The 24,257-nt window shown below is 49.1% G+C and carries 28 protein-coding genes and 1 tRNA gene; 15 read left to right on the forward strand and 14 right to left on the reverse strand.

The genetic code is table 11. The annotated features are described in order from the left end of the window. Positions 1-3 precede the first annotated feature (3 nt). From DXZ20_RS01040 to DXZ20_RS01065, 6 genes are all read right to left on the reverse strand, one after another. Positions 4-1,008, reverse strand: coding sequence for a hypothetical protein (locus tag DXZ20_RS01040; RefSeq protein WP_163695805.1), 1,005 nt, complete (start codon positions 1,006-1,008; stop codon positions 4-6). A 106-nt stretch (positions 1,009-1,114) separates the two neighbouring features. Then, positions 1,115-1,246: transfer RNA gene (locus DXZ20_RS01045), tRNA-OTHER, on the reverse strand. 63 nt (positions 1,247-1,309) lie between these two features. Further along, positions 1,310-1,690 (reverse strand): DUF5615 family PIN-like protein, encoded by a 381-nt coding sequence (locus DXZ20_RS01050; protein ID WP_163695808.1) that lies wholly within the window; start codon positions 1,688-1,690, stop codon positions 1,310-1,312. Next, positions 1,683-2,003, reverse strand: coding sequence for a DUF433 domain-containing protein (locus tag DXZ20_RS01055; protein ID WP_163695810.1), 321 nt, complete (start codon positions 2,001-2,003; stop codon positions 1,683-1,685). Before DXZ20_RS01055 ends, DXZ20_RS01050 begins: the two co-directional genes overlap by 8 nt. Before the next feature lie 68 nt (positions 2,004-2,071). Next, the gene (locus tag DXZ20_RS01060; protein ID WP_163695812.1) at positions 2,072-3,058 is read right to left on the reverse strand and encodes a hypothetical protein; all 987 of its coding nucleotides are present in this window, start codon (positions 3,056-3,058) and stop codon (positions 2,072-2,074) included. A 73-nt stretch (positions 3,059-3,131) separates the two neighbouring features. Then, a complete protein-coding gene (locus DXZ20_RS01065) occupies positions 3,132-3,302 on the reverse strand; it encodes a hypothetical protein (RefSeq protein WP_163695815.1) in 171 nt (56 codons plus the stop codon). Between the two features lie 109 nt (positions 3,303-3,411). Between DXZ20_RS01065 and DXZ20_RS01070 the strand changes: the two genes are divergently transcribed. The 7 genes from DXZ20_RS01070 (at position 3,412) to DXZ20_RS01100 (ending at position 11,452) form a co-directional block, all read left to right on the forward strand. Further along, positions 3,412-3,885 (forward strand): helix-turn-helix domain-containing protein, encoded by a 474-nt coding sequence (locus DXZ20_RS01070; RefSeq protein ID WP_250565545.1) that lies wholly within the window; start codon positions 3,412-3,414, stop codon positions 3,883-3,885. A gap of 10 nt (positions 3,886-3,895) precedes the next feature. Then, complete coding sequence (locus DXZ20_RS01075) at positions 3,896-4,222, forward strand: CU044_2847 family protein (RefSeq protein ID WP_163695818.1); 327 nt, start codon at positions 3,896-3,898, stop codon at positions 4,220-4,222. Positions 4,223-4,236: 14 nt separating this feature from the next. Continuing rightward, positions 4,237-6,063: a VMAP-C domain-containing protein gene (locus tag DXZ20_RS01080; RefSeq protein ID WP_163695820.1), complete on the forward strand. Its 1,827-nt coding sequence runs from the start codon at positions 4,237-4,239 to the stop codon at positions 6,061-6,063. Positions 6,064-6,072: 9 nt separating this feature from the next. Further along, complete coding sequence (locus DXZ20_RS01085) at positions 6,073-7,110, forward strand: AAA family ATPase (RefSeq protein WP_163695823.1); 1,038 nt, start codon at positions 6,073-6,075, stop codon at positions 7,108-7,110. Continuing rightward, positions 7,107-9,794 (forward strand): S8/S53 family peptidase, encoded by a 2,688-nt coding sequence (locus tag DXZ20_RS01090; protein WP_163695825.1) that lies wholly within the window; start codon positions 7,107-7,109, stop codon positions 9,792-9,794. Before DXZ20_RS01085 ends, DXZ20_RS01090 begins: the two co-directional genes overlap by 4 nt. Positions 9,795-10,230: 436 nt before the next feature. Next, positions 10,231-11,136 carry a formylglycine-generating enzyme family protein gene (locus tag DXZ20_RS01095; RefSeq protein ID WP_163695828.1) on the forward strand — a complete coding sequence of 302 codons (906 nt, stop codon included), beginning with the start codon at positions 10,231-10,233 and terminating at the stop codon, positions 11,134-11,136. Between the two features lie 103 nt (positions 11,137-11,239). After that, the gene (locus DXZ20_RS01100; protein WP_163695831.1) at positions 11,240-11,452 is read left to right on the forward strand and encodes a hypothetical protein; all 213 of its coding nucleotides are present in this window, start codon (positions 11,240-11,242) and stop codon (positions 11,450-11,452) included. A gap of 46 nt (positions 11,453-11,498) precedes the next feature. Here DXZ20_RS01100 and DXZ20_RS01105 read toward each other — a convergent pair whose 3' ends face one another. The 4 genes from DXZ20_RS01105 to DXZ20_RS01120 form a co-directional block, all read right to left on the reverse strand. Further along, positions 11,499-11,774: a hypothetical protein gene (locus tag DXZ20_RS01105; protein ID WP_163695834.1), complete on the reverse strand. Its 276-nt coding sequence runs from the start codon at positions 11,772-11,774 to the stop codon at positions 11,499-11,501. 480 nt (positions 11,775-12,254) lie between these two features. After that, complete coding sequence (locus DXZ20_RS01110; protein WP_163695837.1) at positions 12,255-12,644, reverse strand: hypothetical protein; 390 nt, start codon at positions 12,642-12,644, stop codon at positions 12,255-12,257. 10 nt (positions 12,645-12,654) lie between these two features. After that, positions 12,655-12,975, reverse strand: coding sequence for a hypothetical protein (locus DXZ20_RS01115; protein WP_163695840.1), 321 nt, complete (start codon positions 12,973-12,975; stop codon positions 12,655-12,657). A 65-nt stretch (positions 12,976-13,040) separates the two neighbouring features. Further along, the gene (locus DXZ20_RS01120; protein WP_163695843.1) at positions 13,041-13,454 is read right to left on the reverse strand and encodes a hypothetical protein; all 414 of its coding nucleotides are present in this window, start codon (positions 13,452-13,454) and stop codon (positions 13,041-13,043) included. A 275-nt stretch (positions 13,455-13,729) separates the two neighbouring features. Between DXZ20_RS01120 and DXZ20_RS01125 the strand changes: the two genes are divergently transcribed. The 5 genes from DXZ20_RS01125 to DXZ20_RS01145 all read left to right on the forward strand — a co-directional run bounded on the left by DXZ20_RS01125 (position 13,730) and on the right by DXZ20_RS01145 (position 20,187). After that, a complete protein-coding gene (locus DXZ20_RS01125; protein WP_163695845.1) occupies positions 13,730-14,017 on the forward strand; it encodes a hypothetical protein in 288 nt (95 codons plus the stop codon). A 672-nt stretch (positions 14,018-14,689) separates the two neighbouring features. Next, entirely contained in the window at positions 14,690-15,004 is a 315-nt protein-coding gene (locus tag DXZ20_RS01130) for a hypothetical protein (RefSeq protein WP_163695848.1), read from the forward strand. A gap of 865 nt (positions 15,005-15,869) precedes the next feature. Continuing rightward, positions 15,870-16,403, forward strand: coding sequence for a hypothetical protein (locus tag DXZ20_RS01135; protein ID WP_163695851.1), 534 nt, complete (start codon positions 15,870-15,872; stop codon positions 16,401-16,403). A gap of 53 nt (positions 16,404-16,456) precedes the next feature. Continuing rightward, a complete protein-coding gene (locus tag DXZ20_RS01140) occupies positions 16,457-17,284 on the forward strand; it encodes an IS5 family transposase (RefSeq protein ID WP_163695854.1) in 828 nt (275 codons plus the stop codon). Positions 17,285-17,343: 59 nt separating this feature from the next. Continuing rightward, on the forward strand, positions 17,344-20,187 hold the full coding sequence (locus DXZ20_RS01145) for a lectin-like domain-containing protein (protein ID WP_163695857.1): 2,844 nt from the start codon (positions 17,344-17,346) through the stop codon (positions 20,185-20,187). Between the two features lie 70 nt (positions 20,188-20,257). Here the strand turns inward: DXZ20_RS01145 and DXZ20_RS01150 are convergent, their stop codons facing one another. The 3 genes from DXZ20_RS01150 to DXZ20_RS01160 are packed head-to-tail and all read right to left on the reverse strand — an operon-like array spanning position 20,258 to position 21,707. After that, positions 20,258-20,644: a hypothetical protein gene (locus DXZ20_RS01150; protein ID WP_163695860.1), complete on the reverse strand. Its 387-nt coding sequence runs from the start codon at positions 20,642-20,644 to the stop codon at positions 20,258-20,260. Then, positions 20,601-21,092, reverse strand: a complete 492-nt coding sequence (locus DXZ20_RS01155; RefSeq protein WP_163695863.1) for a hypothetical protein — start codon at positions 21,090-21,092, stop codon at positions 20,601-20,603. The genes DXZ20_RS01150 and DXZ20_RS01155 overlap by 44 nt, the downstream gene beginning before the upstream one ends. A 42-nt stretch (positions 21,093-21,134) precedes the next feature. Further along, positions 21,135-21,707 carry a hypothetical protein gene (locus DXZ20_RS01160; RefSeq protein WP_163695866.1) on the reverse strand — a complete coding sequence of 191 codons (573 nt, stop codon included), beginning with the start codon at positions 21,705-21,707 and terminating at the stop codon, positions 21,135-21,137. Positions 21,708-21,887: 180 nt separating this feature from the next. Here DXZ20_RS01160 and DXZ20_RS01165 point away from each other — a divergent pair, with 180 nt between their 5' ends. The 3 genes from DXZ20_RS01165 to DXZ20_RS01175 all read left to right on the forward strand — a co-directional run bounded on the left by DXZ20_RS01165 (position 21,888) and on the right by DXZ20_RS01175 (position 23,803). Next, positions 21,888-22,424: a hypothetical protein gene (locus tag DXZ20_RS01165; protein WP_163695869.1), complete on the forward strand. Its 537-nt coding sequence runs from the start codon at positions 21,888-21,890 to the stop codon at positions 22,422-22,424. Between the two features lie 456 nt (positions 22,425-22,880). Further along, positions 22,881-23,516, forward strand: a complete 636-nt coding sequence (gene parA, locus DXZ20_RS01170; protein ID WP_163695872.1) for a ParA family partition ATPase — start codon at positions 22,881-22,883, stop codon at positions 23,514-23,516. Beyond that, positions 23,516-23,803 (forward strand): hypothetical protein, encoded by a 288-nt coding sequence (locus DXZ20_RS01175; RefSeq protein ID WP_163695875.1) that lies wholly within the window; start codon positions 23,516-23,518, stop codon positions 23,801-23,803. Before parA ends, DXZ20_RS01175 begins: the two co-directional genes overlap by 1 nt. An 8-nt stretch (positions 23,804-23,811) precedes the next feature. Here DXZ20_RS01175 and DXZ20_RS01180 read toward each other — a convergent pair. Further along, the coding region (locus DXZ20_RS01180) for a calcium-binding protein (RefSeq protein ID WP_284681649.1) at positions 23,812-24,257 on the reverse strand (446 nt) is incomplete at its 5' end.

The following is a 24,257-nucleotide window of genomic DNA, read 5'->3' on the forward strand; positions in this document are numbered from 1 at the left end:
CCCTCAGTCAGCCCAGCTCAACGCATAGGGATTATGACCAATCCCAATTTCCCGAAACTGCTGCGAAACCTTCTCCCCCAGCTTGCCATTACTGCGCCCCTCCCGCCGAATATTCGGATACCGCACATTCCACAACTTAAACGTAGTACGCCAACTCGCCGGACAGGGATACACCAACCGCGTCCCCGTCTTAGTATTATCCGCCACCCGCAACACCTCAGTGTCAGCCATAAACCGCTCCACATCAATATGAAACATCTCATGGGGCCGCAAACCATAGGTGGCGATCATTCCGTAAATCCATTGCCAGCTGGGATTTTTCAACGACTGCCAAATCTCAACGATCTGCTTGTCAGTCGGTAAGTCTTTCGGCAGTATCTTCTTTGGGCTGTAACCCTGTTTGAGAGATTTAAGCTCGGCTAGGAAGGTGGTCAGGTCTGTGGTTGCGATCGCATCCTGCTTCCCCATAAACTTCGCCAGTCTACCGTAGGCCATGCAGTAAAACTCACGGCTACGAGTCCCCGGTTTAGACCCTTTCAAAAGCTCTGACCGCAATAGATCCAGCGTAAGCATCTTCTCCTGCGGCAGACGCTTCAAAAACAAACGGTAGTTTTTCTGATACGAGTTTTCCTTAGTCAGCGTTCTAGGTGTAGACGCCCAGTGGTCGGCCTTATACTTCTCAATCCACTCCGTTAACGTCTTCGCTAGCTTCTGTTTGCCCTTTAGATATGGTCCCCAGTCAAACCGCCCCCAAAGCAGCTGGCTATCTATCTCCTGAGCCTTCGCCTTCGCCACCTTCAGCCCCGCCAGCGAAGCATTACAGTTCAGTGCCAGCTCCACCCGTCGCGGCTTATCCTGTCCTGGCTTCGGCGGAAACGAATCAACCGACTTGCCTCGGATGTATAGCTTTCCACCTTTTTGCCGCAAACTGGCCTTTTCCAACTGCTGGTTAATCGCTTGCAGACGGGGGCCTATATCGATTTTTTCAGGTGCAAAATTCTTCCCCATATCTTCCCCAAAAACAGTCCACAATCACCTGTTTTCAGCTCACAAAAGCTGCTTTGAGGAAGTCTTTCTCTCTTTATTGTCAAAGGCCGAAACCCTTGCTATTAAACGGAGAGGGGGGGATTCGAACCCCCGATGAACCGAAGCCCATAATAGATTTCGAGTCTATAAAGGCGGTGACTGAAAGCCTTTATAGATAAGGGTTCTAGGTTTTAGCCTAGTTCGTTTCCCCAGAACTTCCCTAAATCCAGTCTATTATATATGGCTGGTTGTCTGGGCTGAGTGGGGTTGAGTGGTTGCGGGGTTAATATTCGCGGATGGTGAAGGCCTGCTGGCTGGATTTGGGTTGGTTTTGCTTTAGAACCCTTATGAGACGGTTGTTTAGGCTGGTTTGGGTTTCTAGGTAGGTATGCAGGGTCTGTACCTGGTCGGTGTAGTTGCGGTCGTCTTTGCAGATGATGATGCCGTTATGGTCTGGGCTTTGGCGGTGCAGGTTGATGAAGTCCTGCCGGTTGAGGGTGATGACGACTCGGTTATTTTGGGTGGCGTAGGTGAGGACGTCTTTGTCGGGGATGCCTTGGTTGGCTTGACCTGCGTCGTAGGAGGTGAGGACGTCGTAGCCGAGATTGCGGAGGAGGACCACCATGTCGATGGGGAAATTTTCGTTGGAGTAGAGATCAACCATGGGCTAGGTCGTCTTGGATGATTTGGTCGATTTCGGTTTGGTTTTCTTGGTAGTAGGCCCAGGCGGCGTCGAGGTCGGCGGGGATGAGGCTGGGGTAGTTGCGGAGGAGTTCTGTGGAGTCGGCTCCTTGTTGGTGGAAGGATACGAGGGTCCAGACGGGGATGCGCGTGTTGCGGATGCGGGCCTGACCGCCGCAGACGCCGGGGGTTTTTTGGATGGTGCGGGCGTGGAGTTTTGTGCGCAGCAGCTTATTTTCCTCGGGGGTGAGGGAGTCGATGACTTGGATGAGGGAGTCGATCAGCTGGGTGTTCATGGGATACTCTGCAGCACTGGCTTGGTTGGGTGTGTTGCTATGTATGGCTTTCAAATGATAACGGGATTTTATGGGGCCTGGGGTGCTGGTGGTTGAGTCCGTGGTCCATTAGGGCCGATTTCTAGGTGCCATTCGGGGTGGGTTTGGATGGCGGTGCGGACACCTTTGCGGCAGGTGGGATTTTGCCAAAGCATTTGATAGCGTTGCAGGCGCTGGTCTGGGGTTTCCTCATTGGGGGGAATATGGGTAAGACGTTGCTCAACTTGGCGCTGGCTTTCGAGCCATTGGAGGTATTCGGTGTAGAGGCGATCGCCGTATTTACGAATCCAGCCTTGGGCAGCGCTTTGTTTGGAGGCAGGCGGATCAGGGAGTCGGGGGATTTTGTTTTTTATTACGAACGCGAAAAAATCGGGATCATCCTCGGCGGAAAAATCTAACCATTGCTGAGGTCCGGGAAGTGATGCCTCACCCGTTTGGGGTTGCTCAGGTGCATCTGGGGATAGCGTGATGCCTTGGCTATTGGGCTGCTCTAGCTCTGGGGAAAGCGAAGCGATTTTCTCTCTCTTTTTTAAAGAAGAGTTGGAAGGAAGTTGAGAAGGATCTGAAGAGTTGGGAAATGCTTGCTGGGATTCGGTTTCGTCGGCTGACTGTGTCTGGGCTGTCTCAGGTTGTGTCAAATTGATCACTTGGGGTGACAGGTTTGTCACAGGTGAGTCAAATTGCCTCAGGGTGGGGACGCGCAAATTAACGCTGCCTTTGATATGTTCTTCTAGTTTGCCGTTGGCGATCAGTTCGGCTTTGGCGCGGTAGAAGGTACGACGGTTGATGTGCCATTCGCGGCAGAACTGGGAGATGTTTTCGACGCGGAACCACCAGCCTTGCTTTCTGAGGGCGAGGATGAGGTGGTAGAGGTACCCAGCGGGGGTGTAGAAGTGGTCGAGCCAGTTTTGGTGAACGGCTTCTGGGGTAAGTCTGAGGTGTGAGCGGGTAGTGCTTTTTGCAGGCTGCAGACTATGTCCTCCGTCGTAGGCACTCGGAGAATTTTCTGTCATCATAGAACTAGTTAATTTTACGGATGCCCCAAAGCTGTGCAAGGCGTGGGGCATTTTTTATTGTTTTTGCAGATAGCTAGGCGGCTCGTTCTTGGCGGTTGAGCAGAGTTTCGAGGGCTTCTTCGATCAGGTCTGAGAGTGAGCGTTTTTGTTGGATGGCGCTAATTTGTGCCCGTTGCTTTAGATCGGGCGTCATTCGGATAGTTAGATTTTGCCGAGGGGGCTTCGGATGAAGTGCGCTTTTCATGACCAACTTATAAATCTAATTTGTTCGACTGATCGATCATGTTAATTATGGGTGATTATTTAGTCAAGCAATTATGTGATGTCTGGCTTTATTATTTGGAGGTCAATCTTTGAAAGCACGTAAAAAGTCGGCTGTAGCGTTTGTGGACGAGGGTTTTTTGAAGCGATTGGGTGAGGTGGTGCACGAAATTCGTGGCGACCAATCGCAGCGGCAGTTTGCGCGGACGATGCAGGTGTCGCAGTCTACGGTGCAGCAGTGGGAGAATGGCCGAAATGTGCCGAGTTTGGAGAATCTGGAGAAGATTGCTCGGTTAAAGGGGATGCTGGTGGAGGATTTTATTGCTTTCCTTTATGGCCGCAGCCACGGGCCGACGCGGACTGACATCATGGCGCGGATTGGGGTAATGCAGCCGCAGGACTTTAGCCAGATTTTGCATATTATTGGGGACCGGATTGCGCCGCCTGCTGAGGAGAAGCCGCCGGGAAAGCCGAAAGCCAAGAGTAAGAAGTCATCCGCTAAGGAAGTGCGGATGCCATTAGCGCTGGAGTTAAGTAGACATACGGAAATGAATTCTGGAGGATGAAGCAAGTTTTATGACTCAGAAAAAGAAACTAGCCGAATTTACGTTGGCCGATGGAGAAACCACTTTTTTGGTAGAGGTCCCTGAGCCGATTAATGAGGATGTGGTTGAGGAGGTTTCTATTCTGGATGAGCCTCTGCTCAAGGCTAAGGAGTCTTTTGAGGCGGCTTTGGATAAGGTGATTCCGGTAGCTTCTGTAGCTATGGATAGGTTGAAGAAAGCTTCAGCAGACGAGGTAGAGGTGAAATTTGGCCTGAACCTGAGCGCGGATGCTGGGGTGATCTTTTCAAGTGTGGGTAGTGAAGTGACGTTCGAAATCACTATGAAGTGGGGAAAGTAGGCGATTAGGGCTCTATGGCAGGCGGTAGCAGGCGGCTAGACCAGACTTATAAACGTGCGATCGCACGTATTCATGGCAAAAGTAACAAGGTGATTGGCACTGGCTTTTTAGTGGATGGTGGCGTGATTACCTGTGCCCATGTGGTGCGCGATGCTTTGCGGCTGGGGCGTGATCAGGCGGCTCCGCTGGGGGCCAAGGTCGTGGTTAGTTTTCCGTTTTCTGCTTCAAAGCGACCGATATCGGCTGAAGTGAAAATTTATGAGTACTGCAAAGAAGATGATAGAGATAGAGAAGATGTGGCGGGTCTGATTTTATTAGATCCTTTGCCGGAGGGGACTAGTCCTATCCGACGAATTGAAGCCCATGGCTTAGAGAATTCCTTTCGGGTGTATGGGTTTCCCGAGAAACGTGCAGCGGGCCGCGAGGCAACTGGGCGGTTTATGGCCGAGCTGGCAGATGGCTTGGTGCAGATTATCGGCAAGGATGGTTTTTCGATTCAAGCTGGTTTTAGTGGTTCTGCAATCTGGGATGAGCAGGTGGCTGCGGTGGTGGGGATGACCGTGGCGGTGGAGACGGAGGAAGAGAATGCGGATATCGGGTTTATGGTTCCGGTTGTGCCACTGGTGGAGGTGCAACGACAGCTGGGGTGTTTGGCGTTGGTACAGTTGCTGACGGTAGATGACAAGGGGCTGGCTGCGCAGATAGAAGCGGCGACTAACCAAGCCTATGACCTGTGTTCTCCAGAGGGTTGGGTTGTTCCTGATGGTGTAGAAGAAAAACTACGCTCTCTCCAAGAGGTGCCCCTGGCAGATGATGACTACGAAGCGATCTACCGGTTTGTAGCATTGCTGATACAGCCGGAGTTAGGACTGGCTAAAAACTTGAGAACGCGACTACAGCATTGGCTAGAGCCTAAAGTGGAGACCTGGAAAATGCTGTTGGAGCAGGCAAAGACACAGTTAACCCAAATTCAGGCGAATCAGGCAGCGATAACAGAATCGCTTTTGTTAATTGCGGTGACGCCTGTATCGGGTGATGAGTATCCGGTACAGGCATTATTTATGTCAGATGTAGCCAAATATGACCCAATATGTGGGGATGGAGGCCAGCCGGTAAAGGCTCCGGCCAGGTTTGATGAAGTGGTCACCGTTGAGACGCTACCAAATGTAGTGCGGGCCTGTGTGGCGGAGGTATCGCAAAAGCCCCATCACGATTTAATGATTCATCTGATTTTGCCACTGGAGCTGATTCATCAGGGATGCGATCGCACTTTCTTAGAAAAACCCAATCGCTACATACCGGATATCCGCCTTGGCGTGAAGCATCGGTTTGTGGTGCGCATTGCTGAGCGCCTAGATCCGCCCCTGTGGAGGGAATTTGGTAAAGACTGGCAGCGAAAATGGGCAGATCTACAAAAACTGCAGGGAACTAAGGGCTGTCCGGCATTTATCTGTGGGGATCCGGTATTGGATAACCCAGCATCTCTATTTGCCAAGCTGCAGCATGCTAAAAGTCTGGGATTCAAACTGATCAAAGTTTGTACTGATGAAAGCTACCCTGATGTTTTTGGGGCCGTAATGGCAGCGGGGATTCCGGCGGCGGTTTGGCTGCGATCAGATGCCTTTTGTGCGGAGCTGGACGCTGTGGACAAAGTGGACCAGCTACTGGCTTGTAAAATGACTACGCTGCCGGATGTGGTCAAGCAAGTTCGTGCTGATGCGATCGCAAATGCGTCAGCAGAAGACGCCCACATTGGTCATCATTTATCGTTGCTGTGGGATGACCCAAATCTGGTGCACCCCAGCGCCCATCCAGCAAACCACATGTCCCTTGGCAGGTGATTAATCACTATGGCTGATAAGACCGACAAGGCCAACTGGCGAATTTTTCAAGGCAATCGCACCCCGTGTGAGGATGCTGACTACATTACAAAGCAGTTGCCCGATCCGCCGGGATGGCGGCCATTTGGCGGAGATAAAAGCGTTGCCAGTCTGAAAAAGCAGCAGCGAGGAGCTACATTCCAGGCTACAGATGACGAAATCGATATGGTGAATGCGGCGCTGTATTTACGGCGGCCATTACTAATTACCGGAAAACCGGGGACGGGTAAAACATCCTTGGCCTATGCAGTGGCCCACGAGCTAAATCTAGGGGAAGTACTGTACTGGCCCATCACCACCCGCACGACCCGCAAAGAAGGGCTGTACAGCTATGACGCCATTGCCCGTTTGCAGGATGCGCAGCTAGAGCGAGAAAAAGACATTGGCAGCTATATTACCCTTGGCCCTCTGGGGACGGCCCTGTTACCAACGGACCACCCAAAGCGACCACGGGTATTGCTGATTGACGAAATCGATAAAAGCGATATTGATCTTCCCAATGACCTGCTACATCTGTTTGAAGATGGAGAGTTTCAGATTCCAGAAGTGGTGCGCATGGCAGAAACGCTCAAGGAGTCTGACACCACGGTGCAGATCCGCACAGCCTACAGCGAGCCGGATGAAACCCAATTTGTAGAGACCCAGACAGGCCGATTTCGCTGTGGGGCGTTTCCTTTTGTGGTGTTGACTAGCAACGGGGAACGGGACTTTCCCCCCGCGTTTTTGCGGCGCTGTCTGCGGCTGAATATGGGTGAGCCAGAACCGGCGCGGCTCAAGAAAATTGTGGAAGCTCATCTAGGGCTGGACCTGGACGATAAGGCTAAGGTGGATGCTGCCGAAAAACTGATAAAACAGTTTTGCCAGCGGGCGAAAAAGGGTGATCTAGCTACAGATCAGCTGCTGAATGCAGTGTACTTTGTGACACGGGAGCGGGTGCCGGAGCAAAAGACGCGGGATGCCCTGGTGGCCAAGCTGATGAAGTATCTTTCTAGTACCGAGGATGCATGAGGTCTGATCGCCGCCCTGCCAAAGACCCCCAGGGGGTGGATGGATTTACCACGCTGCTGCGGCAGGCGGGGGTGGACTTCGGTGCAGAAGACCTGGCGGATGCCCTATGGTTGGCTCAGTTTGTGGATGGTCCAGGAGAAGATGAGGCCCTACAGGCTGATGACTCGAATAAAGACCAAAAAAGTCCAACTGTCCGCGAGGAATATTTAGAGCCAGAGGAAGACCTAGATGAGGACAACCAAGCCCAGCTGAGTTTGCCCTCGACCCATAGACAAACCCAAGGTGCTGAGAAGCCAGACGGTATCTCTATCAAAGCTCCGGCCGCCCCGGCATTGAGGATACGGCTGGACCTGTCGCGGGCGCTGCGACCGCTGCGACGCAGAGTAAACTCCCCAGGACGGCTGATATTTGACGAAGCCGCTACGGTAGACCAGATTGCCGATCAGCAAATCTGGTCGCCAGTGATGCGACCTGCACCGGAGCGGTGGCTAGATGTGGCTCTGGTGGTGGAAGAAGCCCAGGCGCTATCGGTTTGGAACGAAACTATTATCGAAGTACAAACCCTGCTTGAGCGACAGGGAACGTTTCGACGGGTAACCACTTGGCGTCTCAAAAAACACAGCGGCAAGCTAGCTCTGTTTCAACATTGGCAGCGACCGGGACCGCGACCTCGGCAAGCAAAGGAGCTGTGGGATCCATCGAAGCGACGTTTGATCATATTGTTGAGTGACTGCACATCAACGACCTGGCACGACGGGGCCATGGTGTCCTGGCTGCAAACCTGCGGGCAGCGAGCCCCCACTGTGTTGATGCAGCTTTTGCCTGAACGGTTGTGGTCTCAGACCGGCTTAGGGGCGGGTGTGCCAGTGTGGCTACGGGCCATTGAACCGGGCTGTGTAAATGAGCGATTGACCCTGGCCCATCGGCTACCCATCTATAAACAGTTGCTGGCAGGGGTGGAGCAAAAGAACCGGGTGAAGCTGCCCGTGGTAACCCTGCAGGCTCAAACCCTAAAACAGTGGGCCAAAGTGTTGGCAGGCCGCAGCGAGAGCTGGGCTACGGGCATAGTATTTGATAACGAGAAAAAAAGAGAAGAGACAGGAGAAAATAGACAAGACACAGAAAGACCAGAGCCAGCAGCACGGGTGCAAAGATTTCGGACGACCGCATCGCTAATGGCACAGGAGCTAGCTGAACTAATGTCTGTGGCTCCAGTGAGTCCGCCAATTGTGGATTTGATTCGGCAGACGCTGCTACCGAAGGCGGAGCCGGTACATGTGGCGGAGGTATATATGGGGGGGCTGATGGAGCCCTCGGAGTCAGATGAAAAGGGTGAGGTTTCCTATGACTTTGATGATGAGGTGCGCAAGCTGCTGGCCAATTCAGTGCCTCGGTCAGTGTCAAAGCGGGTGCTAAATGCGGTTTCGGCTTATATTTCAGAACGGTTGAATTTGAATACCCGCAGCTTTGAAGCGTTGCTGAGTGTTGACTTTGGAGATGATGCCGACGCAGAAGGAATGGTGGTGCCCTTTGCTAGGGTGGCAGAACAAACACTAAGGCGCATGGGGCGGGAGTATGCGGCGATTGCGGATCGGATACAAACACGGCCAAAGGTGCCGTTACACTCTGTTGAAGGCGATGCAAGTGATTGGATGCCTCTATTGCAAACGTTTACGTTTCGGGAAGCGACAGTATCCTTTGAAGCCCAATCAAAGACAACCTTAGAGAATATCCTAGAGGTTTCTGAAGCTGCGACTTTAGTAAAAGATCAGGTTCTTGAACTTACCAAGCCATTTAAGCACCAGCGTAATGTCAAGAGAATACTGAACAGCGATGACCTTTGGCATTTAGAAGCTATTGGATTAAAGAGAGCCCGAGAAAATGGTTTTTCCTATACTGGTAAAGGTGTTACTGTTGCCGTCATTAGCTCAGGAATTGATTCAGAACATCCGGAATTAGCTGGCAAAATAGTAGAAGGATACGAATATAGTGCTGAAAATTCACGATTTGAAAAAGTGAGCACAAGTCTTGATAGTGATGGAATTGGGACAGCTACTGCTGGGCTAATTTGTGGAGATCAGCTAGGAGTTGCACCTGATGTACGATTAGTAAGTATTTCAATCCTATCTCAGCAAGGTACTGGAACACTTTCAGCGTTTATCCAGGCGTTACAATTGGTTTCGGTGAATCCTGAGATCTCGATTGTTTGTATAGGCGTTGGTTTTCAAGATACTACAGCTACAGCCACTGAGCTATTACAGCAATCGATGCATGATCTAATTAGTGTTGGGGTACTACCAATCTGTTCAATAGGTAATGATGGTCGATATCATTCTTTAAGTCCTGGGAATTTTCGTAGTGTTATTTCAGTAGGTTCTTCCAATCGTGAAGGTCGAATTTCATCATTTAGTGGAAGTGGAGATATTGTTATAGACAATCATAGCTATCAGGTACCTTCAGTAGTTGCACCAGGCGAAGGAGTTTATTCATGCGTAGTTAGTGGAGGATATGAAGCTTGGGATGGGACATCAATAGCAGCAGCAATTGTTACTGGTATAGCTGCACTGATTTTAGAAGCCAACCCCTCTGTAGATGTTTTCGAATTACGTGAAAATGTATTAGAGAGGTGCGTGGAGTTATCTGTTGCAGATGAATCTCAAAAGGCTAAACTTTTCCAAGTTTAATAGGACTGAGTATATCTGAATAGCAAGATTCAAATCAAAAAAATAAAAGACTGTAGGTGTTTATTTTCATGAAAGACAGCGGCTTCTCTTGATAAGCCAGGATGTTAAGGGTTGTTTTGAGCGATTAAGCCGTCGGTGGGGGATTTCCCTCCTTAATCTAAGCTACTTCAGCCTAAAATAAGGACATTCTGGCATACATCCATCGGTCGATTTTTGCTAATAAGGGGCTTTGGTGCGTGAATAGGAGCTGATGGATGGGAATCTATCGGGAGGACGTCAGAAGAGTCCAGACCTGTTCCGGTGATGCTGGTGACGGCATCCGAATGTCAAACTGGGTTGGGCAAGCCTGGTAAGCTTAGCTGAACGGTTACCCAACCCAACCAACCAACCAATTCATTTTTTAGGAGCGCCTGTAAGGGAAGCCCCTACGGACACCATGGCAGCACCATCCGATACTAAACCAGAGTTAGTCGTTCGCTATCGAGACCGTACAGCCCAGTTTTTTACTGAGGATGGTCTGACGCTGACGTCGGGACAGACAGCCCTGGAAATGGTGCTTATACCTGAAGGGGAGTTTATGATGGGTTGCCCTGAAGATGAGCAAGGGCGGGATATTTACGAAACCGATGAGTCCTTAAAAGGTTTTGATATAGAAGCTCCTCAGCACCTGGTGACGGTGCCATCCTTCTTTATGAGTAAATACCCGGTAACCCAGGCCCAATGGCGGGCAGTTGTTGCTCTGCCCCAGGTAGAACAGGTGCTTGAACAAGATCCGGCCAATTTTGAGGGGGACAATCGTCCGGTAGAGCAAGTAAGCTGGCATGATGCGATGGAGTTCTGCGCGCGGCTACAAAAGCACACAGGTAAGCCCTACCGTTTGCCCAGCGAGGCTGAGTGGGAATATGCTTGTCGGGCTGGCACTACTACGCCATTTCACTTTGGCAACTCGATCACGACTAATTTAGCCAACTATCGAGGAACAGATTGGGAATATAAGGGTAAGACCTATTCTGGAGCTTATGGCGATGGTTCTTATGGAGAGTTTCGAGAAGAGACCACGGATGTGGGGAGTTTTGAAATCGCAAATGCTTTTGGCCTCTATGACATGCATGGGAACGTATGGGAATGGTGTTTAGACTGCTGGCACAAGACCTATGATGGTGCTCCGACAGATGGTAGTGCATGGATATCTTTTGGTGAGACTGAATATCGTGTACTACGTGGGGGTTCGTGGGGTGACCCTCCTGCGATTTGCCGGTCGGCGACCCGTCTCAGCAATACCCTAGACCGTCTCGACGACAACGGTTTCCGGTTAGTGTGTGGTTCGGCGAGGACATCTTAGCCCTTTGTACTTTTGCCCTTGTTCCCTCTACACCCGCAGTATTTGTACTTCCCAAGAAATAAAAACCGTAAAATAAATCAACGAGATTAGTGTGGTGTTGGCAATGTTTTGTTCGTTACCTTATGAGTTAGTTCCGTGGTTGCAAACTCCAATAGACAGCCCTGCTGGTGGCGACGGAGGAGTCACGGGCAATCAGCAAAGTGGACTGGATTTAGGGGCTGGTTGGGACGCTGTCTATAGCTTTGCTAAGGGTAGCCAGTTTTGGTTAGGTCGGGTTGGGTTGCGATCTCAGTTCCAATCCCCACTCAATCATTGATTCGACTGCGTAGCATAGGCAAAGCATACCTCTGCGAATGAGCTGCTTAATCAAGGACTTCCTCTGTAAACTCGGTCCTGCTCTGAACGACCTTCTCGTCTTTCCAGCGAACAACGATTTCGCCATCGAGTAGTTCAATCAATTCTTTAACTCCCTTAAATACCCGTGATTCAGGGGCTTCAAGAATTTTGGCTACCTTGCTACTAAAGCTAGTGGCAGGTTTTCCTTGACCGTCGGCTGCGGCCATGGCTTTGGCTAGTGAGTATTTGGTTTTTCCCTGTTGCTCAAGGCGGGCTTGGAGTAGCTCACTTAGTTGACTCATGGCGATAGTGTATTTCCTGGCTTTAATCGTAGTGCATTAAAGCTATAAGTCAACTTGCTTGGATTGAAATGTGTTTGCTGGATTGGGGCGGGTGCGATCGCAATTTCATCAGCAATCTTCAGTAAAGCCGCATTCCGTGGAGTACCACCGGATGCTATGTATTTGTTGTTTAGCCATTTAGAGAATGTGCTGTTGTGCCCGTGGAGTACCACCGGCACGTTAAAAGTTTCGTTTTTTGGGTCCTTGGTTGAGGGTAGCTCATTCCCTTCACTGCAATGGTTTTGCTTACTAGCGAAGGTGCTTCTAAGGGCGTTCCAGGAATGAGCTTTTGAAAGATATGGGACCCAAAAAACTAGAGGGGAAGTAGTGAGAGAAAGAAGAGAAGGGGTAAGGGTTATCCGTGGCGCAGCCTTGGGCGGCTGTCAAGATTGGAAAATGCATTCTGCTGGAAATGTGGCCCCAAGGTTGGGGCCTGGTAGTCTATGCTGCAATTGAAAGCTGGCGAGCGGTGGCGGCTCGGGCTTCAATTTTGGCAACTGTGAACTGGTTTACCAAGAGGTTAAGCCTGATTTCTGCGCGGGACCTGGTTCTTTTGGTACTGTCTAGCCTGCCGGTTAGCAGGTCATAGCCTGGGTCTTGGGCTAGCAGTTCTTTACGTTTGGCCTTACGCTGGCCATCGTTTTTCAGCTCCTTATCAAAGGCCACCTGCTGATCAATGGTTTGCTCTACCACTGTGATCTCTGCCTTGGTTGCTGCGATGTCCTGTTCAAGGTTGGTGATATAGGTTTGAGCTTTGGCTATGGCATGGGGATATTCATCTAAGGCATAGCCTGGGCGCTGTGGTGTTTTGATTCTGGGTAGTTCTGACATGGCTATACTCCTATGCTGCGTGGTCTTGGTCGATGTCTGTGGCTGGTTGTAGCTCGGTGTATGGTTTCCGGTCCAGTAAATCTTTAAAGGTGCGTCTCCCTATGGTTTGGCTGGTGTCACCGCTGAGGCAGTGATAAAGCGCTTCTGTAGCCAGTTCTTCAATACTCAACTCCAGCCAGTTCACTAAAACGTCTTCAATTGCTGACAGTTCATACACCAGGCTGTCGTTTTCTATGAGCCATTGCCTGATTAGTGGAGCTGCTAGCCTAAGCGGTGCGATCGCTTGGCTGGTGTCAATGTTTTTAATTCCGGTTCCTGCTAGATTGTCCATAGCTCGTTTCCTTGGTTGGGTTTCGGGTGAATGGGCGATCCAAATGCCATTGGATCGCCTGCTGTCTATCTCGCTAAATAGTCTCGTAGGGTGCAATAGCCAAGGCTAAGTAGAACTGCATAGCCATGTTTGCAAACTCCTTTGCCGAGGATTGCAATCTGATTTTTGTAATCTTCACAGGCGCATTCGGGGCCAGTGGATTCAATCACTACGGGGTAGTTGTTGTTGTGTCCTCCGACTTCGTACCAGTTAGGCATGTTCGGCCATTGCTGCACAGGTAACTCTTTACCCTGTTGCTGTCGGTGTTCTGCAAAGTGTTTTAGAAACAGTTTTTTGGAGATAAAGCGTGGACGCGATCCACACACCCACACCCAGCAAACGCGAAAGAATCTCTTGAATCCAGCGATGAGAGCTTTAGGAACTCCTAAAATTCTTGATGCGGCTACTTTTGAAAAGACTAAATTTGATTTAGAAACCATGAAATATCCTATCTGAACTACTCTAATTATAGCTTAAAAAAACTATAAAAATAGCTTAAAAATGATATAGTAAGAATAAGCACATGGGAGTAGATGCCCTCGTGGGACCATACGGAAACGCAGCCGGTAACGGTGGAACTAGACGGATAACGGGTCAGTTGGGGCGGAACCCCACGAAGTCGGAGAAGGCAAGCTTAGATTGGGTGACAGCCGAGAAAACCGGCCTAGTTGGTGGCCAACAGCTAGGTGTGCTAACAACCTGACAGGTAATAACAATGGAACAGTTAGAACTTGACCCAAAACCCGGCCAGCTAAAGCCTTGCCCGTGGGCACGTCCTCATAGGGATGGTGTGGGCATTGGTGTGGTGCTGGCGGTGCCTTGTCCGCTGCCTTATGGGTTAGCTCCGTGGTTGCGATCGCAAGGTTGGATCATGGAGGCGGCATGTGACCGCAATCAATGGGCTGTAATCGTAAAAGGCCCAGGCTGTGAGAGATTGCTGCACTGGCTGAAACCACCTGCAGGCCATGGGAGCTACACGGCTGGAAATTATTTGCCTTCGTAACCGCTAGACAGTTTAGATGCAGCATTAGAGTGGTTTGACAACCACCCCAGGCTGCGCCATCGATACCCTTTCGCTTCTTTCTTTTCTCTTCTCTTCTCCTGCAAGAGCTATGAGGCATAGCCAAGCGACCCCACTAGATTTTTTGGCCCCATATCTATTAAAAGCGCAGGAATGAAGCGTCCTGTGCAGGAGCTTTCGTAAATGATTAAAACTTTTGTAGCGGAATGGATGCGCTACGCTCAACCAAGGGCCAAAAAAACGAAACTTTTAACGTGCCGGTGGTACTCCACGGGCACAACAGCGTTTCTTCTGAGTTGCTAAACAGAGAGTAAATAGTATCTGGTGGTACTCTACGGGCTACGGCTTACGGTGATGTGCGATCGCAAACTCCTAACCCAGCCGTAACCTAGCTATAAATCTATGGCCGATACTCATATTCTCCCTATCGCTGTTAGACCATTCGAACTGAGCAAATTAATCACCACCACAGCCGCTCAAGTGTACCGTTGATAGGCATCGCGTCAAGCCAAGCTGCCATCCTCCGTTATCGGGGGGGTGATGTATTGCGATCTCTATCGTACTCCGGCTGTCAGTACGCTTGACACTGCATATCGGAATAATGCCAACGTTTTGCATTCGGTGAATGATACGCGTTGCGTTGGTTTTAGTTTTATGCGTTCTGTTCCATTTGAGTTTGTTAGTCAGCTGGCGTCTGAGTTTGGTGCGGTCGAGTGCTGCTGGCGCGAGTCTGAGCGCTCGTTTACTGGCTATGTGGCTGAGTGCTGGTTTGCTCAGCTGCCGTTAGCGTTTGCGGGCAAGTGGTCTGCTGTGGTTGGTTACTCAGTTCTGGTGCGGTCGGTTTCGTCTGGGCCTGGTCGGTTTGCGGTCTCGGTTCCGGTCACTGTGCCCCAGGGGGCTATTCGGTTGTCTGGGGGGCAGCGTGGAGGGCGTGTGCGGGTCGTGGTGCATCCGCCTGAGTCTTATTAGCTTGTTGGGGCTTTGGCCCCTTTTTTGTGGTTGCGATCGCAGATAATTTAATTGTTCCTCTCTGGATTCATACTTGGCTCCTTACAATCACGATTAGGGTCTAAAGACTATCAGAAGGCAGTTGATTTTGTTTTGGTTAGGTTGAGATCGCAACCAATGGGCAGCGCTGGTAAAGGGATCAGGGGCAGAAAGGCTTTTGAACTCGTTTAAGCCACCTGCAGGGCATGGGAGCGAAACAGCAGGTAGTATTATTTGCCCTGGTAGCTGTTGGAGGTGGGTACTAACGAGGAGCGAGCGAAACTTTGACGTGCCGGTTTGAGTACACGGACACAACGCATTCTTCTAAAAGATTAACCCTTAATGATTTAGCAGTCGGTGGTACTCCATGGGCTACAGTTTTGGGTGGTTGAAGTTAGGTTGAGATCGTAATTTCTTGCATAACACATATCTCAAGAGAAGCTATTGACTATCGCGATAACACTTAAGCAGCCTATAAAATCAAACAGTGCTCAACATGATTCAGTGAAAATGGCCGCCTGATTTCATGAAAGATAAGTAACGGGCCCTCAGTTATGTTCGATTCTCACTAATGGCTTTTGTATTATGCGTAAATCTAACAGTTATGCATCGATTTTGGATACATTAGTGCTTGATTTCTTTATGCATCTAACTGTGTAAGAGTATCTTGTAGAAGGATGAATGAGCTTAACAAAAAGTTCACCTATTTCTGGTGATATATTCTGGAAAATCATTGATACTTAAACCAGATGCAAAGTTTAGTTGATTCCAAATTCATGCTTCCTCTCCTCTTTGTAAATCGTCTGTGAAGCAGACGGCGTAAGAATCTTAGTGCTTGAGTGACCTTTTGGTTAGTCAGCCAGGTTTCAGGGTGTCTAGAAATTATTTTCAAGTAATTCCTGAAAGAGGTTCCAGAAAAGTGAATCAGCTTCAACGTGACCAATTCAACCTCAAGCTAAAGTCCGAGTGGAACAAAGCTTTTGGAAATTTATCGAAAACACAGAAACAACTAATTCAGGGACTGACTGACGAAGATCTTAGGAAAGCTTCAGCTCAGAACGCTGTAAGGACTACAGCTCGGGTTTATCCCGATAATATTGAACATCCTTACTTTATAGAAGGATCAAGTTTACTACGATCTCAAAGCCCTAACATCACAATCGAAGCCATTAAAGAGTACCATCCTGACATAGGAATAACAGGCATACCAGTACTTTATCCAGTTCTTTTCTGGACACTGGATTCATGGATCAATGGAGCTATACAGACAATCGTCCATGATAATTTGTCTCTGTATCATATTGCTCTTGAAGAGAAGTATGGAGAATCCCCAGAAATTTTAGAGAAAGTGTATGGAATAGACAGTAGACCTCTTGCATAATACGTTTCATGCTAGCCTGATAGGCTTTGGTTCATGGTGCTCTAGCAATACCGATGAACTACGAAGTCAGCAAAACCCTGAATGCACAGAAGTTTAAGCGTCGATTCGGGGTCCAACGACCAACCTTCAAACGAATGGTCAACGGATTAAAAGCGATGCTTCCCAAACATCCAGGTCCAGGACGTCCTCCCAAGCTATCGATTGAGAACCAGATCTTGGTTGCCCTGGAATACTGGCGAGAATATCGCACCTATTTTCACATTGCCACCGATCACGGTGTCTCAGAATCCACCGTTTGTCGAATTGTGCATCACGTTGAAACCCGTTTGATGGCCACAGGATTATTCCGTATCCCTGGAAAGAAGCAGTTAGTCAAAGGCTTTGGTCGTCCTGATGTGGTGGTCATGGATGTGACCGAAACACCAATTGAACGTCCTAAACGTAAGCAACGAGAGTTTTACTCAGGCAAGAAAAAATATCATACTCTCAAGTGCCAAGTCATTATTGACCGAGACACCTTGGATATCATTTGTCTCTACTTTGGTCACGGACGGACCCATGATTTCAAGCTGTTTAAGGCGTCAGGTGTGCATATTCATGACCAAACCTTGAGTCTCGAAGACAGTGGCTACCAGGGCATTGCTCGGTATCATGCAAACAGCTACATTCCCAAGAAAAAGCCTAAGGATGGAGAGTTGTCAGACCTCGACCGTGACTATAATCAGACCTTGGGAAGCGAGCGTATCTGCATTGAGCATGTCAATCGACGTCTCAAAATTTTCAAGCTTCTCTCCTGCCGTTATCGTAATCGGAGACGACGCTATGGCCTGCGTTGTAACTTAATTGCCGCGCTCTATAACTATGAGCTCAACCTTGCCTGAAGTTTTCTGTGAGGCTGCTTACCCTAACACATCAGCATTTTTGCAAGAGGTCTAGTATTGTGCTCTCTGCAATATTGGTACCTATATCCGCATATCTTAATGACATAACGTCGTTTGGTCCATATTTATCTGAGCAGTACCAATCAAGTGATGTGTTTCTAGGTGCTGCACTCGGAGATCAAGTTGCTAGTTATCTTGTAGACGATAGTTTTGGTAGTCAGTTGTTGGCAAGAACTACTGGTTCAACGGTTGGGGATTTATTTGAAAAAGAAATCTTCTTTGGAGAATTTGGAGATAATCAACAATTGGAGTCACTGGCTCTGATTGAGAGCTTTCTAAGTGATTTGGGCTCTACTGCCCTATCCTTAGGAAGCCAAGAGCTTTCGGAATCGATTATTGAAGCCCTGAAGATAGAAGATACTTTTGCACAAATAGGGATTGACACACTTTCTCAATCAGCTGTTAATTATGTGTTTACTTCTGCTGCTATTACTGAAGCCAGCCTTATTGGTTCATATTTAGAATCGTTAGAAGGGTATGCTTTGTCTTATGCAGGGTCAGAATTGTTCGAGTCTCTTGTTCGTTGGAATGTTCTTGGTGAAAGCCAAGTAAATGAAGGGACAGCAATTGGCAGTACTCTAGGAGGAACTATTGGAAATGCCTTTTTGGGACCAGTAGGAAGTATTTTAGGCACTCTGGCAGGTAGCATTGCAGGGGGATTCTTCGGTGATGTATTCGGTGATAAAGATTATCCTCGTGCGGCAAAACCTGTTGAGTTTGAACCATTAACGGGTGCTTTCATCGTAGGAACTCCATACTTGCATGATGATGGAAATCTTGATATCGCCAATGAGATGGCTTTATTGGCTGAAGACTCTCTGAACTCAATTGTGGACTTGACAGGAGGGAAAGTTATCTCAGCTCGCACCTATAACTATGGTCATCTCTTTAGTGATTTTGTACATCAGATTGACCATCAGTCAGCGGATGGCCATAGCACTAGACGGCGTGTCAAGTTTGACAATCTTAAGGAGGCGATTGAGGCTGGAATTTTAGAGCAGCTTAAGTCTGTTCAGATTGATGGTGGCGATACTTACGTGAAAAAAGTATTGGCTAACCATAAAACTAATCCTTACTCCAGCCTTCAAGCGTTGGTAGCTGATCTCGAATTTGCTAGGGAGTATGGCATTTTTCAAGGGAATTTAGGTTTCTATCTGAACCTGATCGCAAATATTCCTGATGCTCAGGTACGGCAAGAGCTAGCGAACAATTGGGGGGTAATTTATCAGCGAGCCGAAGAAATTCAACTTGATGCTGAAGTAGTTCCGGCTTCTGGGAAGACGACCTCTTTAAGGTACCAAAACTTTGCCAATATCGATAATCTAGCGATCAACGGTGGAGCCGTTCAATTCGACACCAGACTTTATCTGACAGGAAAGTCTAATCCTAAAAATAGCAGTGTTTTTCATTCTGAAGTAATCGCTTTCGATGAAAATACCTCTTTTAATTCCCACTTTGTTTACCGGGCAAGTAATGGATCTAAAAGCAGAGATGGCTTTGCCTTTATCTTGCAAAACTCACCTCAAGGTGCAGAAGCACGTGGTTCTGGTAGAGGATATTTAGGGTTCGGTGGAGATAATAAGGATGGACGCGACAGTATCAGAAATAGTCTCATTGTTGAGTTTGATACCTATAAAAATGGAGGACTGCCCGATCCAAACAATAACCATGTTGGCGTTAATGCCAATGGGGCAATCGATTCTTATGCGATCGCAACACCATCGATAGATCTCAACAACGGTCAGCCTGTGAATGTCTGGATTGACTACGACGGAGTTACTGACATCCTCCAAATCTTTTTAGCCGAGAACTCAGTTAAGCCCAATACATCAGTGCTTGAAACCAAGGCCGATTTGCAAACCACCATTGGCTCTTCAGCATTTGTCGGCTTTAGTGCGGCTTCAGGAGAGGGCAATCAAAGCCATGAAATTCTCAGCTGGGATTTTACAGCCAACACTCCTCAGGACAATAGTTTGCCCTACCGTTTTAATGAACCGTTTTACCTTGAACTTCATTCTTCTGATGTGGGACAGGGAGTTAAAAACGGAATATTTAAGGACGGTTTGGAACACTTCACGAAGTATGGCCTATCAGAAAGGCGCATTGCGCTCTTTGATACTGGTAATGGTCAGACAGAACTGTTTGGTGCAAACTTTGACGAGACGTTCTATCTTGCCCTGCACTCCTCTGATGTAGGGCAGGGCGTTGAAAACGGGATATTCGAGGATGGTTTTGAGCATTTTATCAACCACGGTCTATCGGAGGGACGTGTTGCACTCTTCAATACTGATAATGGCCAACAACATTTATTTGCACCAAGCTTCGACGAGAAATTTTACCTCGCGGTGCATTCGTCTGATGTAGGCCAGGGCGTGGCAAATGGGATATTTGACGATGGTTTCGAGCATTTCACTAACTATGGTCTATCAGAGGGACGAATTGCGCTTTTCAATACTGGAAAAGGTCATAGAAGCTTGTTTGGTGCCGACTTTAACGAAGATTTCTATCTAGCGATGCATTCGTCTGATGTGGGTCAGGGCGTTGAAAACGACATCTTCGAGAACGGATTCGAACACTTTGCTGACTTTGGTGTATCAGAAGGTCGTATCGCGTTGTTCGATATGCCAGAAGGTCACAGAGATCTTCTATTTGGTGCAGATTTCAATGAAGAGTTTTACCTTGAAAGCCACTTTGATGTGGCTCAGGGAGTATCCTCAGGAACATTTGACAATGGTCTGGATCACTTCACCAACTTTGGTGTTGCAGAAGGCCGTGTTGCTCGTTTTGATACCCCAGATGGCCATAGCCATCTATTCGGCACAGATCTCAATGGATTTTTCTAACTGAAAAATTCTCACCTGCATCCTATCAAGAAGCCCCGGTGTTAACTGGGGCTTTTCCATTAGCGCTCACTTACCAGGGCAACCACTTCCGCGTTTGCTTCGATGTCTGCTCAACAGACGCCAGAATCTTACTATTTACCTCATCCTGAGACTCGCCACCAATCGTTCCAATCTGCCGATCCAGCTCATTGGCCGCCAACGACTCATTCACCATATACGCCTCCTGGGCAGGCTGGGGTAACGTATCCCGCCGACCTTTCTTGCCTCCGGTCTCCCGATACAGGTCATTCACCGTGCAGCCAAATAACTCTTGCGTCTGGGTCACAGCGGCCTGTTCATACACATCGCCTGCACCGCCATTTTCCTTAATCGACTTATTAAACCGTCGATTTACCAGGGCTCCATCTACCCGCTTACGCGGCGGAATAAGTGCTTGCGAGTGTCCGCTTAAATCCAATTGGGAGGCGGTCTCTTCCTGGTTGGGTGCCTCTTTCTTCCACCAATTCAAAAAAGCCATGGGCTTCGTCCTGTTCTTGGGGCGTAAATTCTAAAAGTTGTTCTAAGCCTGTTTTGATTAGCTCTAGGCCATCGGGATACATCAAAAACGCATCTAGAATCTCGTGGCGATATTCGTAGTCCCAACGGTCTGGGGTGAAGTTAAAACTGTTTAACACCAGCATGTAGGCGTCTAAACAGCTTTCGTAGCTGGCCTGGGCCGAAAAATGAGCTAATGCCTTAATCCAGGTGACTTTATAGCGACGGTCCCCAAACTGTTTTACGTCTTGAACATAGTTTTGGGGCTGCGTCACCACACCACTGGCCTGGTTAAACCGGGTCCATGCATTCCAAACTCGTTTTTTTAGCTCGGGCAGCTTCATCGCTTCCAATGATTTGGCGTTATTCATAGGGTAACGCGCACCTGGTTGTCTGAAGCAGTGAATTTGGGCTCACGGTTGGCCCCCTTCCATGCGGCGCTGTTTTAGATGGCCGTAGGTATCCATTTCTGCCTGGAGTTCTAGCTTGTAGCGCATAATGCCCCGGCGCTGGCCAGCGGCTTTAAATGAGGCTAGCTCGGCGTCTGAGAAGTCGGCTTCGGTAACGGCTAGCTGATCGACAAAGTTTTCCAGGTCGGCCAGCTCAGCGGCAATGGACTGCTGCATCATGCCGTTCTGGGTTTGGCGCAGGGCCAAGGCACTGCTAACGCTATCGGGCATCAGCTCTCCTTCAATTACGCCAGCATTGCTCCATTCTTGGGCATAGCGGGCTTTTGTGTCGGTAACCCACTGGTTCCGGTCAACGTGCTTCACCCGGCTAAATTCATCAAACAGCGTCCGCGCCAGCTCGGTATAGGTGGAGCCTTGTTTGAGTAGCGGTTCAGGGGCTACCTGCTCAATCCATTGATACCAGCGATTACGGATGGTGGCATCGCTTACCCCCAGTTGTTCGCCTAACTGTACGGCTGTGTACGTTCCCTGTTCTGTTGCCGTTCGATCAACGGACAAATTAGGTATATCATTCATGGCGTAATCCTTGTATTTAAAGGGTTTTGGCACCGTTCGCCCGCTGTTCGTGGTGCGTTCGGTGAATGTTCGAATATGTACAGTACAAGTGTACGGATAAGCTCTGAATAATTCAATAGCTGATTTGCAAAAACTATTGGTCTAAATGACGGGCGGCATGGTGAACGGGAAACCGGACAAATGAGAAAACAAGAGACGGATTTCCCGGTTTCAGAGTTGATGGAGCGCTATGGACTGGTGAGATCGCAAGTCTATACCCGCATTAATGCCCTCAAAGCAAAAAATCCTGAGCTGGCTCCGTTTAGGGCGGGAGTGCGGTCCTATATAAGTGAAACGGTGTTGACCTGCCTGGATGAAGTGCATCGGCTGGTTAATGAAGAAGGACTGACCACTGGGGAAGCGGCTGATATTGTGGCGGGCAACTCAGACCAGTCAGCAGCGGACAGCACCGAACAAGAGGATAGCCTATCGGTCTCTCCCCAGGAAGCTCCGCTGGTGGCACTGCGGCGAGTGTTGCAGACGGAACCCCTGGCCCGTTATGAGCTGTTGGATAAGGTGGCGGAGCGGGGATGGCGGTTGCCCACTGGGGAGCTGGCACTGTTGTTAGGTAGGAAAGAACTGACGGGGGAAGCGTTTGAATGCTATGGCTATCGGTTTACCCGAGGGGATGAAGAGGACCTGGAAATTTCCTGGCGCGTAGAGAAGACCCCCTCTTAGGGAAATATCTGTGTTCTCCCAATTAGGCATATGGGGTTTCCCAAACATGGGGGACTTTGAGTGTTGAGCAGGACTGTGCCAAACAACAAAGCGATAATCTGATTAATCGACCCCGCCGTAACCCCTTATTTATGCCATTGAGGACACCCCAGTAGGCTGGGTTTTAGGGCGGCCTTCCGGCCCTAACCATGGGGGTTTGGGGAACTCGGAGGGACCCCAAGCAACCGGTTTTATCTTTCTCCGATCACATGATTCAGTATCAACCAAACCACAAGCCTTCCAAATTTTCCCTGGTGAACATAAAACGCCCCTGCCAGGATTAGGGACTTGCGATCGCTATAGTTTGATACCTAAACATCTAAATAGCTGACTATCTGGCTATTTAGATATTCAGACAGCTGATTAACCAGCGATGGAATGTCAGTGTAGGCTAACAGCCAGACCACTGGTTTTGCCATGAGAATCGCCATTGTCAGCCTAAAGGGCGGGGTGAGTAAATCAACGCTGTGTGTGAATATCGGAGCGGCGCTGTCAAAGTTGGGCCGTTCTGTGGTGGTGGTAGATGCAGACCCCCAGGGTTCGGTGAATGACTGGGCTGCTATTCGCGATGAGGTATCCAAACCTCCGTTTACCGTGCTGGCGGCGGCCAGGAAAACGCTAAATCGGGATATTGATGCGTTGCAGGGCGGCCATGATGATTGCTTGATTGATACGCCAGGGCGGGCGGAGGCGATTACTTTATCTGCAGTGGCAGCGGCGGATTTGGTGTTAATCCCCATCAGTCCATCGTCCTATGATCTATGGGCAGCTGAGCAAACCTTAGAACGGATGGACCCGATCCGGGCGATCTACACTGACATCAAGATTGCCTATGTGGTGAGTAAAGCGGTGGTGGGGTCTTCGTTGGATCGGGAGTTGCGCCAGGTGATTAAGGAGATGGATGGTGACTTGCTAAAAACGGTGGTGCATCAGCGGGTGGCGTTTCAGCGCTGTGCCGATGGGGCCACTATCTATGAGCTAAAGGATGAAAAGGCCCAACGAGAGGTGACCAATCTGACCAAGGAAATTCTGAAACTGATGGGGGTTGGCTAATGCCGCAACCGAGACCCAAACGGGATGCTAAGGCGATTGAGCAGGTGATCAATGCGGCCTCTGATGATGGGGCGGATTTAGGACCGAGGGTGCCGGTGTCGAAAGGAGTGGGTAAGAATAAACGCCCGGATTATCAGAAGCTGTTGGTTTATATTCCGGTGGATTTACACCGGGCGCTGAAGCGGGAGGCGTTTGATAGTGATGGGGATGTGGATATGAGTGATATCATCGCTGAGCTTTTGGCTGAGCGGTATCAGGTGGATTTGGAGCGACTGATAGCTAGATAGCTAGATATTCAAATTACTTGGTTTAAGTGATTACTTACATCCTCTTTTGTCCAAACGAGTGCACCGCTATCAAACTGAAATTCCTCGACTGAAAGCACATCACGGTAGGAACCAAAGTGATCGCTTATAGTAAGGCTATCCCTGGTACCTATAACTTTGAAAACTAAGTCATTACCTTGTCGGATAATGTCTAGCGTCTCTGGTGTTAGGCCCACACCAAACTCGACCGTATCGTAGTAGCTATTCAATCCAGAATATCCTTCCTGAATAAGGTCTTGTCCATACCCCTGTTTGAAGATGTAGGTGTCATCGCCTGCGCGACCCGCTAAGGTGTCATTACCTAATCCACCGTCTAATATCTCACTGTTGGTGCCATCAGAGTAACCCGTAATGTAGTCATCTCCGTCTGTGTGGGCTAGTAGCAGCTGTTTGATATCTTCTTTAGTCCAAACGA

Origin of the sequence: Adonisia turfae CCMR0081 (assembly GCF_011009555.1) — a bacterium.
GTDB classification, from domain to species: Bacteria; Cyanobacteriota; Cyanobacteriia; order Phormidesmidales; family Phormidesmidaceae; genus Leptothoe; species Leptothoe turfae.

Coding starts and splice junctions, on each gene's coding strand:
- DXZ20_RS01040 (WP_163695805.1), bottom strand. CDS start 1,008: ATGGGGAAGAATTTTGCACCTGAAAAAATCGATATAGGCCCCCGTCTG.
- DXZ20_RS01050 (WP_163695808.1), bottom strand. CDS start 1,690: ATGGTTGATCTCTACTCCAACGAAAATTTCCCCATCGACATGGTGGTC.
- DXZ20_RS01055 (WP_163695810.1), bottom strand. CDS start 2,003: ATGAACACCCAGCTGATCGACTCCCTCATCCAAGTCATCGACTCCCTC.
- DXZ20_RS01060 (WP_163695812.1), bottom strand. CDS start 3,058: ATGATGACAGAAAATTCTCCGAGTGCCTACGACGGAGGACATAGTCTG.
- DXZ20_RS01065 (WP_163695815.1), bottom strand. CDS start 3,302: ATGAAAAGCGCACTTCATCCGAAGCCCCCTCGGCAAAATCTAACTATC.
- DXZ20_RS01075 (WP_163695818.1), top strand. CDS start 3,896: ATGACTCAGAAAAAGAAACTAGCCGAATTTACGTTGGCCGATGGAGAA.
- DXZ20_RS01080 (WP_163695820.1), top strand. CDS start 4,237: ATGGCAGGCGGTAGCAGGCGGCTAGACCAGACTTATAAACGTGCGATC.
- DXZ20_RS01085 (WP_163695823.1), top strand. CDS start 6,073: ATGGCTGATAAGACCGACAAGGCCAACTGGCGAATTTTTCAAGGCAAT.
- DXZ20_RS01090 (WP_163695825.1), top strand. CDS start 7,107: ATGAGGTCTGATCGCCGCCCTGCCAAAGACCCCCAGGGGGTGGATGGA.
- DXZ20_RS01095 (WP_163695828.1), top strand. CDS start 10,231: ATGGCAGCACCATCCGATACTAAACCAGAGTTAGTCGTTCGCTATCGA.
- DXZ20_RS01100 (WP_163695831.1), top strand. CDS start 11,240: ATGTTTTGTTCGTTACCTTATGAGTTAGTTCCGTGGTTGCAAACTCCA.
- DXZ20_RS01105 (WP_163695834.1), bottom strand. CDS start 11,774: ATGAGTCAACTAAGTGAGCTACTCCAAGCCCGCCTTGAGCAACAGGGA.
- DXZ20_RS01110 (WP_163695837.1), bottom strand. CDS start 12,644: ATGTCAGAACTACCCAGAATCAAAACACCACAGCGCCCAGGCTATGCC.
- DXZ20_RS01115 (WP_163695840.1), bottom strand. CDS start 12,975: ATGGACAATCTAGCAGGAACCGGAATTAAAAACATTGACACCAGCCAA.
- DXZ20_RS01120 (WP_163695843.1), bottom strand. CDS start 13,454: ATGGTTTCTAAATCAAATTTAGTCTTTTCAAAAGTAGCCGCATCAAGA.
- DXZ20_RS01125 (WP_163695845.1), top strand. CDS start 13,730: ATGGAACAGTTAGAACTTGACCCAAAACCCGGCCAGCTAAAGCCTTGC.
- DXZ20_RS01130 (WP_163695848.1), top strand. CDS start 14,690: ATGCGTTCTGTTCCATTTGAGTTTGTTAGTCAGCTGGCGTCTGAGTTT.
- DXZ20_RS01140 (WP_163695854.1), top strand. CDS start 16,457: ATGAACTACGAAGTCAGCAAAACCCTGAATGCACAGAAGTTTAAGCGT.
- DXZ20_RS01155 (WP_163695863.1), bottom strand. CDS start 21,092: ATGAATAACGCCAAATCATTGGAAGCGATGAAGCTGCCCGAGCTAAAA.
- DXZ20_RS01160 (WP_163695866.1), bottom strand. CDS start 21,707: ATGAATGATATACCTAATTTGTCCGTTGATCGAACGGCAACAGAACAG.
- DXZ20_RS01165 (WP_163695869.1), top strand. CDS start 21,888: ATGAGAAAACAAGAGACGGATTTCCCGGTTTCAGAGTTGATGGAGCGC.
- parA (WP_163695872.1), top strand. CDS start 22,881: ATGAGAATCGCCATTGTCAGCCTAAAGGGCGGGGTGAGTAAATCAACG.
- DXZ20_RS01175 (WP_163695875.1), top strand. CDS start 23,516: ATGCCGCAACCGAGACCCAAACGGGATGCTAAGGCGATTGAGCAGGTG.